Source organism: Arthrobacter sp. (genome assembly GCF_031179385.1).
Classification (GTDB): Bacteria; Actinomycetota; Actinomycetes; order Actinomycetales; family Micrococcaceae; genus Arthrobacter_D.
Genome location: NZ_JAPSHV010000022.1, coordinates 1 through 7,401, shown reverse-complemented (window position 1 = coordinate 7,401; position 7,401 = coordinate 1). Strand labels below are relative to the sequence as shown.

General features: G+C 65.4%; 7 protein-coding genes and 1 pseudogene. 2 read left to right on the top strand and 6 right to left on the bottom strand.

Translation table 11 applies throughout. The features are described from left to right. Positions 1-159 precede the first annotated feature (159 nt). Positions 160-417, bottom strand: coding sequence for a hypothetical protein (locus RIF85_RS05450; protein WP_309070899.1), 258 nt, complete (start codon positions 415-417; stop codon positions 160-162). A gap of 90 nt (positions 418-507) precedes the next feature. On the opposite strand from RIF85_RS05450, the gene RIF85_RS05445 reads away from it, so the two are divergent. Next, positions 508-1,500, top strand: a complete 993-nt coding sequence (locus tag RIF85_RS05445; protein ID WP_309070898.1) for an adenosine deaminase — start codon at positions 508-510, stop codon at positions 1,498-1,500. A gap of 18 nt (positions 1,501-1,518) precedes the next feature. Here RIF85_RS05445 and RIF85_RS05440 read toward each other — a convergent pair whose 3' ends face one another. Genes RIF85_RS05440 through RIF85_RS05430 form a run of 3 tightly spaced genes read right to left on the bottom strand, consistent with a single transcriptional unit; the run spans position 1,519 to position 4,428 of the window. Next, positions 1,519-2,385: an ABC transporter permease gene (locus RIF85_RS05440; RefSeq protein WP_309070897.1), complete on the bottom strand. Its 867-nt coding sequence runs from the start codon at positions 2,383-2,385 to the stop codon at positions 1,519-1,521. After that, positions 2,375-3,331 (bottom strand): ABC transporter ATP-binding protein, encoded by a 957-nt coding sequence (locus tag RIF85_RS05435; RefSeq protein WP_309070896.1) that lies wholly within the window; start codon positions 3,329-3,331, stop codon positions 2,375-2,377. Before RIF85_RS05435 ends, RIF85_RS05440 begins: the two co-directional genes overlap by 11 nt. Next, positions 3,328-4,428, bottom strand: coding sequence for a hypothetical protein (locus tag RIF85_RS05430; RefSeq protein WP_309070895.1), 1,101 nt, complete (start codon positions 4,426-4,428; stop codon positions 3,328-3,330). The genes RIF85_RS05435 and RIF85_RS05430 overlap by 4 nt, the downstream gene beginning before the upstream one ends. 277 nt (positions 4,429-4,705) lie before the next feature. Here RIF85_RS05430 and RIF85_RS05425 point away from each other — a divergent pair, with 277 nt between their 5' ends. Beyond that, a complete protein-coding gene (locus RIF85_RS05425; protein WP_309070894.1) occupies positions 4,706-5,701 on the top strand; it encodes a hotdog domain-containing protein in 996 nt (331 codons plus the stop codon). Between the two features lie 11 nt (positions 5,702-5,712). Here RIF85_RS05425 and RIF85_RS05420 read toward each other — a convergent pair whose 3' ends face one another. Together RIF85_RS05420 and RIF85_RS05415 are read right to left on the bottom strand one after the other, a co-directional pair. Next, positions 5,713-7,218: an NAD-dependent succinate-semialdehyde dehydrogenase gene (locus RIF85_RS05420; RefSeq protein WP_309070893.1), complete on the bottom strand. Its 1,506-nt coding sequence runs from the start codon at positions 7,216-7,218 to the stop codon at positions 5,713-5,715. A gap of 18 nt (positions 7,219-7,236) precedes the next feature. Further along, positions 7,237-7,401: pseudogene (locus tag RIF85_RS05415) on the bottom strand (2-dehydro-3-deoxyglucarate aldolase); the annotation flags it as partial.

The following is a 7,401-nucleotide window of genomic DNA, read 5'->3' as shown; positions in this document are numbered from 1 at the left end:
GACCGTTCGTGGGAAGAGAACTACGGCGCGTTCGGCGTGCGTAACGGCGCAAACCACGTACTCCAGCACGACGGCGGTGTGGTCACCTTCCGCTATGACCACCGCTCGAAGGACGTCGAAGCAACGGTCCTCGTCGGCGCCCTGGTCTAGCCCTTCACGCTACTTTTCCTCACCCTGAGGTTCCCTCACCGGGTTCTCTCTGCCCAGTTCGTCCCAGTGCCCTGAGTCGTCGGCGGCGTCTTCCGGATTGTCCCCGGGACCGTCGCCTCCCACGTAGGCCGCCGGGACGGCGCCGGCAGCGTGCGTTCCCTGTTCTTCGCGAATGTTGGCTGCGCGCCCTGCCTCTGGCGTGGGTTCGATGACCGCCTCGCGGGGATCGTCGTCGTGCGTGTGGGTGCTCTCGGTGCTGTCGGTCATGCATGCGATCCTTTCATCATCGTTGCGACCGGCGCCAGCGTAGCGTTGTTCGTACCTGCGCATTTCACCCGCATCCGGAGGAGAGTTGTCATGTCTGTGTTGCCCACGGCTGAGCTGCATCTGCACATCGAGGGAACGCTGGAGCCGGAACTGATCTTCGCGCTCGCGGACCGTAACGGCATTGAGCTGCCCTACGCGGACGTGGAGGCGTTGCGACTGCAGTACCGGTTCACGGATCTGCAATCATTCCTGGACCTGTACTACAGCAACATGGCGGTACTTCGGACGGAGCGGGACTTCGCCGACATGACTCGGGCCTACCTGACTCGTGCCGCCGCGGCGGGCATCCGGCACGCTGAGATCATGATGGACCCGCAGGCGCACCTGTCCCGGGGGATATCGCTTGCCACCTGCGTGAACGGGGTTGCGTCGGCCCTGGCTCACAGCGAGGAAGAGTTCGGGATCAGCACCGAACTGATCTCTGCCTTCCTGCGTGATGAGCCCGCCGAGGAGGCGCTCGCAGTCCTTGAGGAGCTGCTGGCGATGAACGCGCCCATCATCGGTATTGGGCTCGATTCGGCGGAGGTGGGGCATCCGCCGAGCAAGTTCACCGGCGTCTTTGAACGAGCGCACGAAGCCGGGCTGAAGTGCATCGCCCACGCCGGAGAAGAAGGACCCCCGGAGTACATCTGGGAGGCGCTCGATGTGTTGAAGGTTTCCAGGATCGACCACGGTATTCGCTGCATGGAGGACGAGGAGTTGGTGGAGCGGCTTGCTGCCGAGCAGACACCGCTTACCGTCTGCCCGTTCTCAAACGTGCGGCTGCGGGCGGTCGACACCCTCGCCGACCACCCGTTGCCGCGCATGCTGGAACGTGGGCTGAATGTGTCGGTGAACTCCGACGACCCGGCGTACTTTGGCGGTTATGTGGATGACAACTTCGCCGAACTCCGCCCCCTTTTTGGGCTTACTGACAACCAGCTGAGGCAGCTCGCCGAGAATTCCGTGCGGTCCGCCTTCGTCACCGATGCACGCCGCAGGGAGCTCCTTGCCGAGATAGCGGCCTGGCACTCCGGCCGGTAACGGCCCGTTCCGAACCCCTCAGGCAAGCACGTCCTTGGTGCTGAACCGGCCGTACGCCAGGGCGCCGAACACCACAATATAGCCGGCTTGCAGCAGCGCGTTGGCGACGAAGGAGTCCCACACAATCGGATCACGCAGCAGGTCGGCGAACCCGAGCCAGTACTGGGTCAGCAGCCAGGGGTGAATCCATTCCAGCTGCGGGAGTTGCCCCATCACCTGGCTGACCACTGAGGCCACCACGGTTGCGGCCATGGCTCCCACCGGAACGTCGGTCAGGGTCGACATGAAGAGCCCGACGGCGCACAATCCCAGCAGGGACAGCGTCACGTAGAGGCATACCAGGGCGATCCGGAGCAGCGCCTCGGGCGGGTCTATGGTCGTTCCCGACAACAGGGTCACCGGTCCGATAGGAAACAGCAGCGCGCCCATGATGGTGCCCACCACCGCGACGGTGAATGTGGCTGCAAGACAGAAGACGACGGCGCCCACATACTTCACCACGAGAAACCGGCCTCGTGCCACGGGAGACATGAGCAGATAGCGCAGCGTACCCGTGCTTGCCTCCCCGGCGACGGTATCTCCGGCGACCACCCCGACGGTGAGCGGCAGGAACAGCGGAATGGCGACGATGGTCGCGACGACGGCGACGAACAGTCCGTTCTGGCTCACCTGGTCGAGGAACGCCGGACCCCGCCCGCGGGGCGGACCGGAGGACAGCTTCACCGCGACGGCAATGAGCACGGGAATGGCGGCAAGCGCGGCGAGCAAAGCCCAGGTGCGCCGGCGGCGGAAGAGGACGGAAAGTTCGGACCCGAGGAACCGCCACCCCGCCGACTTCCTGACGGGGGCAACCGTCTCCCTGGTGACGGTGACTTCACTGGACAACGTCGAACCCCTCCCCGGTGAGCGCAACAAACAGGTCTTCGAGACCCGCCTGGTCCACGGTGAAGCCGTTCACCCGGACACCCGCTTCGACGAGGCTCCGAACCACCCGGTCCGGAGTCAGTCCTGCCGGAAGCGGCGCGGTGACGCTGTGTGCTCCGGAGGGGGCGCCGTCGTCGTCGGGGGTGGTTCCCAACCGGCGGAGGACGGCGTGAGTCTCCGGCACATCCGGGGTGACCACGCGAAGGCGGGGCTCACCGGAGCGCCGTAACTCGTCGAGGCTGCCCTGCGCCACAAGGGAACCGGCGCTGAGCACTGCAGCGTGCGAGCAGATCTGCTCCACCTCCGTGAGCAGATGGCTGGAGACGAACACCGTAGTGCCCTCCTCCGTCAGCGAGCGGACGAGATGACGGACTTCGCGCGTGCCCTGGGGGTCGAGGCCGTTGGTGGGCTCGTCGAGCACGATGAGTTCGCGGTGGGTCAGAAGGGCGTTCGCAATCCCCAGGCGCTGCTTCATGCCCAGGGAATACCGGCCGACCTTCTTGTTCGCGGCCTGCGCGAGGCCGACGCGTTCCAGTGCTCGGTCAACCCGCTGGCGCCGTGTGGAGGGGGAGACGTAGCGGTCCGCGGCGTCGAGCCGGAGCAGGTTCGCGGTCCCGGAGAGGAACGGGTAGAAGCCCGGGCCCTCCACTAGCGCACCGATCCGGGGCAGCACGTTCTGAGTGGCACGGGGTATGGATTCACCCAGAACCTTGACGTCCCCGGAGGTCGCCGAAGCCAGGCCGAGGAGGATCCGGATGGTGGTGGTCTTCCCCGAACCGTTGGGGCCAAGAAATCCGAATACGGAACCGCGAGGCACAGCGAGGTCAATCCCGTTGACCACGTTTCGTCCGCCCAACCGCTTGGTCAGGCCCGCTGTCTCGATGACGAGGTCCCCGGCCCCGCTCACTGTCCGGCGGCTACTGCCTGCAGGCGTTCAGCCGTGACGGAGCCGGCGAGGATGTGGCCGTCGTCGGTGATCAGGACGTTCACCAGCGTCGTGGAGAGGAGCTGACCGCCCTCGACCGGCGTGCTGAGCTGCGTCAGTTCCGGTGGCAGCTCCTGCTGGCCGGCAGGAATAACGACGACGGCGTCCCAGCCTTCGCCGACCACGGTCGGTTTCTCTGCCGCATTCTTATCGACGTGGTCACGCTCGTGGTCGCGTTTGTGGTCGCCCTGGTGCTCACCGGGTTGGATCTCGGTGACGGTCGCTCCGGCCGGCGGAGTGAAGGCGAAGAGGTCGGCGGCCGGTTCCTCGTAACTGATCTCCGTGAATACGGAGCTGAATGCGGGATCGCTGCTGCCGGCGGCCGCGACAGTGACGCCCAGCGGGAGGCCGGTTTCGCCGTCGACCGCGATGGTTACGGACCCGAGCAGTGTCTCTGTGGAACGCGGCGTGAGGATCAGGTCATATACCGGGCGCCCTGCGACCATGCGGTCGGAGCCGACGGTGACTTCCGTGGATGCATCGATCTTCTCGAGGAAGTGGGTAGCGATGTCATCCGGGGCTTGCATTTCGCCGTCGGGCTTTTGATGGTCCTCGAGGGTGGCGTGGATGGCCTCGTTCTCGTCCGAGTTGTAGTACCAGAGGTCGGCACCGTTACGGATGACGTTGCGTTCCTCAAGTTGGTCGAGCACCTGCAGGCGGGCCTGGTCGGGTGCGTTGACGAACACCTGGGCCGTATGGGAGCCGGTGAGAAGTTCCAGGGCGGCGCTCTCCGGTGAGGGCTCGCCGTCGTCGTTGTTTTGACCACCGGGTGGACCACCGGGTGCGGTGAGTCCCGCGAGGTCGGGGAGGCCGAGGTTGGAGGCCTGTTCCACCGTGCCGGAAAATGCGTCGACGTCCTTTTCCTGCACCAGGGCGAGAACTTCGGCGGCCGTTTTGTCGGGGAGGTCAACGGCTGCGTTGGCGGTGAACGGGGCAACGAGGGCCGCTGCACCAACCGCCCCGGCTGCTACGGCTGCCGGAGTCCACTGACGCCATGATTTTCGGCCTGTACGAGTCATCACGAACTTCCTCGTTCTGGTGGTGTAGCTGAGAACGGATCCTGTGCGTCACGGTACACCTGCAACCTGAGAATTGAGTTGGAGTTTCAGGGTTGCGCCTAGTCCGGTGGTCACATGGATATGCACTCCTACCCATGGTCGCTGGAGTCCCTGCCCGGGTAAGGTGGCGGCCTTAAGAGCGGAGGAGTCTCGCTGCTGAGCGGGGCTCCTTTGTCATGTTCGCGGAAGCAGCGACCTTCGTTCCGAGTGGAACGCTCCTTCCGCTACCGTGAAATCCATGGAAACCGGTACGCAACGACGCGTGGAAACCCCTGACCGACCAAACCCGCATTCGGTGACGCTGCGGTTTCTCGCGGCTCCCACCGACCTGGGACATAGCGGGTCGGTCGACGCCGGTACGGTGCTCGAGTGGGTCGACAAGGCCGCGTATGCTGCAGCGGTCGGGTGGGCCAAGAGCTACTGCGTCACGGCGTACGTAGGAAACATCCACTTCGCGGACCCGGTGAACGTCGGCGACATGGTCGAGGTTGAAGCGACGCTCGTCTACACCGGAAAGTCTTCCCTCCACATCCGCACCGTTGTCTCTTCGGGGGACGTCAAGGGCGGAGAGGCGACCATGCGCAGCCAGTGTCTGGTGATCTTCGTGGCCGTGGGGCCGGACGGAAAACCCGTGCCGGTGCCGCAGTTCGAGCCCGTGACGCCCGAGGAGATCGAACTGCGGGATCACGCGGTCGCCCGAATTGAAGTGCGCGATGCCATCGTCGCCGCCATGAGCGGCCAGGAATACACCGACGCCGGTACGGCCGAGCGGGTGACCCTCCGCTTCCTTGCCGCACCCACTGATGTGAACTGGGGCGGCAAGGTTCACGGCGGAACGGTCATGGACTGGATCGATGAGGCTGCCTACATCTGCGCCACGCGCTACTGCGGCAAGGAAACGGTGGCGGTTTTCTCCGGGGGAGTCCGCTTCTACCGCCCGCTGCTGATCGGCGACCTCGTCGAGGTGGAAGCACGGCTGGTCTACACCGGCAACAAGGGCATGCACATTGCGGTGCACGTCCGGTCCGGCAGCCCGACGGGCCGCGACATGGAGCTCACCACTTACTGCCTCACCGTGATGGTGGCACGGGACGAAACGGGCACGGCCGTGCCGGTCCCGCCGTGGGTTCCGCGCTCGGACGAGGACAAGCGCCTCGCCGAGCACGCCCGCGAACTGCTCGAGATCCGCGGACGTGCGCCGGGAAGCAAGCTCCCGAGCCACCTCTCCGACTAACCCTTCAGGGCTCAGTTGGCGTAGGGGTCCGCGATGCCGATGTACTGGGTTGTGGTGTACTCCGCGATTCCCTCCGAACCGCCCTCACGGCCCAGCCCGGAGTGTTTCACTCCGCCGAAGGGTGCCGCGGCGTTCGAGATGACACCGGCATTAAAGCCGACCATGCCGAATTCGATCTGCTCCGCCACCCGCAACAGGCGGGTGAAGTCCCTGCTGTACACGTAGGAAGCGAGTCCGTATTCGCTCGCATTCGCAAGCCGGATCGCATCTTCCTCGGTGGCGAACGTGGTTACGGGAGCCACAGGGCCGAAGATTTCCTGACCCAGGATCTCGGCGCCGTTGGGCACATTGCCGAGCACCGTGGGCTGGTAGAAGTAGCCGGCACCCTTCACCGGTGCACCGCCCGTCACAGCCGTAGCACCGGCGTCGACGGCGGCACTGACCAAGGCATGGACGTCATCACGCGCGTCGCCGTCGATCAGGGGGCCCACCTGGGTCCCCGGCTCGGTGCCGCGTCCGGTGGTGAGTGCGCCCATGGCTTCGGCGAACCTCCGGGTGAATTCCGCAGCGACTGATTCCTGTACGAGGAACCGGTTTGCGGCAGTGCAAGCCTCGCCCATGTTCCGCATCTTCGCGGCCATGGCTCCCTCAACGGCCTTGTCCAGGTCGGCGTCGTCGAACACAATAAATGGCGCGTTTCCACCCAGTTCCATGGAGGTCCGCAGCACGTTCTGCGCGGCGTCCGCCATCAGGCGCTTTCCTACTGGCGTGGAACCCGTGAAGGAAATTTTGCGAAGCCGGGGATCAGCAAGCAGGGGACCGGAGATGCCGGAGGCGCTGGACGACGGGACGACATTCAGTACTCCGGCGGGGAGGCCGGCGTCGAGCATTGTCTGGGCGAACAGCTGGGCTGTCAGCGGAGTCAGCTTTGCCGGCTTGAGCACCATGGTGCACCCGGCAGCGACGGCAGGAGCAACCTTGCGTGTTGCCATGGCTAGCGGGAAGTTCCAGGGCGTGATGAGCAGGCACGGGCCCACCGGCTTGTGCTGGACCAGGATCTTGTTCTTGCCCTCGGGGGTGGTGAGGTAACGGCCGTGGTCGCGGACCGCTTCCTCCGAGAACCAGCGCAGGAATTCCGCGCCGTACGTTACTTCGCCGCGCGCTTCGGCCAGCGGTTTGCCCATCTCGAGGGTCATCAGCAGCGCGAAGTCCTCTGCACGCTCGGTCACCAGGTCGAAGGCGCGACGCAGGATCTCGGCGCGATCGCGGGGTGCGGTCCGCGCCCAAGAGGCCTGTACGGCGTCGGCAGCATCGAGCGCGGCGACAGCGTCGTCACTGGTCGCCGAGGCAAGAGTGGCGAGCACTTTTCCGGTGGCGGGATCATGCACGCCGAAAGTGCCGCCGTCGGACGCGTCCCGCCATTCGCCGTTGATTAGAAGACCGGTAGGCACAGTCGAGAGGAGCTGCGCTTCGCGCTCAGGCGAGACGGCAGGGGAGAGTGCTGGAGTAACTGTCAAGGGAAGTCCTTCGAGAGGTCAGTAACTGGCGCGGGAATCGCGATCGGATGCAGGTATGAACTGGGCGGCGAGGGCTTCGGAGCCCCTGGCCAGCAGTGCGACGTCGGCGCCCACCAGGATGAAGCCGGCGCCGATGTCCAGGTAGTGACGCGCGGTCTCGGGATTGAAGGCGTTCACACCGGC